The 2,282-nt window shown below is 35.5% G+C and carries 1 protein-coding gene and 1 pseudogene; one reads left to right on the top strand and one right to left on the bottom strand.

From position 1 onward, the window contains the following. Positions 1 to 46 precede the first annotated feature (46 nt). Entirely contained in the window at positions 47 to 1,243 is a 1,197-nt protein-coding gene (locus BPMYX0001_RS00715; protein WP_240516923.1) for a multidrug effflux MFS transporter, read from the bottom strand. A gap of 775 nt (positions 1,244 to 2,018) precedes the next feature. Between BPMYX0001_RS00715 and BPMYX0001_RS34455 the strand changes: the two are divergent. Further along, a pseudogene (locus BPMYX0001_RS34455) lies at positions 2,019 to 2,282 on the top strand (glucosaminidase domain-containing protein); the annotation flags it as partial.

The following is a 2,282-nucleotide window of genomic DNA, read 5'->3' on the forward strand; positions in this document are numbered from 1 at the left end:
AGAGCTAATTCAAAATATACTTTGAATTAGCTCTTTTTTAGTATTCTTATGCCTCTATATCCTGCTTTTCCCGAAGTACAAACTGTCTTTCACTGCGCTTTGCCATAAAGATATAACATAAAACCGCTCCCACTTCACATAGGGCAATCACAATTCCCATAGGAAGTGCTGTGTTACTACCTCCAATCCCAACTAAAGGCGCAACAAGCGCTCCAGAAATGAACTGTAGTAGACCAAGTAAAGCTGATGCTGTTCCTGCAGCTTGTTTTTGATTTCTCATTGCTAGTGAAAAACCTGTTGCCGATACAACCCCAACACTTGATACAACAAGAAATAACGAACATAAAACACCAATCAACCCTGCTCCTAGTACAATCATAAGAAGTAAAGAAAGACCACCAACAGCTGCAATTCCGACGCCCATTACAAATAATGTTGTCTCATTTACTTTCCCCGCTAAACGTCCAGTAATTTGGCTAGCAATAATAATCCCAATACCATTAATCGCAAAGAATAAACTAAATGCTTGCGGTGATGCCCCGTATATATTTTGCAACACAAATGGAGAGCCCGAAATATAAGCAAACATTGCTGCTGACACTAAGCCTTGCGACAAAGCATACCCCATAAATAAGCGATCTTTCAGCAAATTCCCATATATCGCTAATGTTCCTGCTAAACCACCTGTTTCTCTCTCCTCAAGAGGCAATGTCTCACGCAATACAAAAATAGCGGATACTAACATAAATACACTTATCACTCCAAGAACGATAAAGACCCCGCGCCATGATGTAAACTGTAACAATTGTCCTCCAATAATCGGAGCCAAAATAGGCGCTGCTCCGTTTACTAACATAAGCAGTGAGAAAAACTTTGTCATCTCCGAACCTGCGTACATATCACGTACCATAGCACGTGATATAACAATACCTGCTGAGCCTGAAGCTCCTTGTAAGAAACGTAAAAGAACTAAACTCCAAATAGATGGTGCAACGGCACACAATAAAGAAGATGTAACATAGATAATAAGAGCAATAATAAGCGGTTTGCGCCGTCCATAAATATCACTAATTGAACCAACAAATAATTGTCCAACCGAAAGCCCTAGTAAGCAAGCTGTTAAAGTAAGCTGAGCAAGAGAAGCATTCGTTTGTAAATCATCCGTTAATTTTGGTAACGAGGGCAAGTACATATCAATGGACAATGGCCCAATTGCTGTGAGTGTCCCTAATACAAGAATCATCCATAACCTGTTTACTCTTACAGGTTTATATACATCATGATTACTTTCATTCACTTACATCATTCACCCTTTCCATTATAAAATCCGAATCGTAACAATTATAGTTACATCTCTAAAGATACGTCAAGTACATCGTACTTTCCTTTATAACGAAATGAAAAATCCTTAACTGAATACCCACATTCGACGGAGACGGATCTTCTCTATCTATGATATGTAACTTCATTCAGATTCCTAATACTAGATTTAGAAGCCCTTCATCATATTATAGTATCTCAGATAAACTCCACCTCAATATTTTTAATACATGATTTAATAACCCTGCTCCAAAGGCTAATGATTTCAATACTTCGATTTCTTCCACTAGGACAGTAATAAGTACATAACAGTTACTTTCAATATCAAAATTGGTTATTATACTAGCAAATTCGTCCTTTCTTCGGATAGTTTGATGGTATCATTTTTCCAAGAAAACGAATTTTTTTATGCATCTATTTTTGAATATGTATGAATTTTACAACACCCTCAAAATAAAAAATTGACTGTATAAGTCAACTTTTTCTAGTTTTATGCTCGTCTCTCAATCACTGTTCCTTTTCACTTCTATTTACATTCCACTTTACTAACAATTATATGAAACTACTCATATAAAATTATTTTAACAGTAATTTATTAGACTTTTATGATATTTGTTTGTTTTTTCCTCCTCCCTTGTTACAATAGTACTTTGGTTAATATGAAACTAACAAACTACTAAAAGGAGTATTATTAAGAAATGTTAAAAAAAGCTGCATCAATTATCTTAGCATCAAGCATACTTTTTATTCCTATAAAAGGGATGGCTGAAACTGTATCAACTTACAATACAGCAATTAAAACAAATGAAACTGTAAAAAAAGGATGGTTACAAAACAATAATAATTGGTATTTCTTAAATTCAAGCGGAGTCATGCAAACAGGATGGCTTTTTGATAGCGGGGCTTGGTATTACCTAAACTCTAATGGCGCTATGAAAACAGGGTGGCTTTTCGATAAAGGA

This window comes from Bacillus pseudomycoides DSM 12442 (assembly GCF_000161455.1).
Lineage (GTDB): Bacteria > Bacillota > Bacilli > Bacillales > Bacillaceae_G > Bacillus_A > Bacillus_A pseudomycoides.

Coding starts and splice junctions, on each gene's coding strand:
- BPMYX0001_RS00715 (WP_240516923.1), bottom strand. CDS start 1,243: ATGATTCTTGTATTAGGGACACTCACAGCAATTGGGCCATTGTCCATT.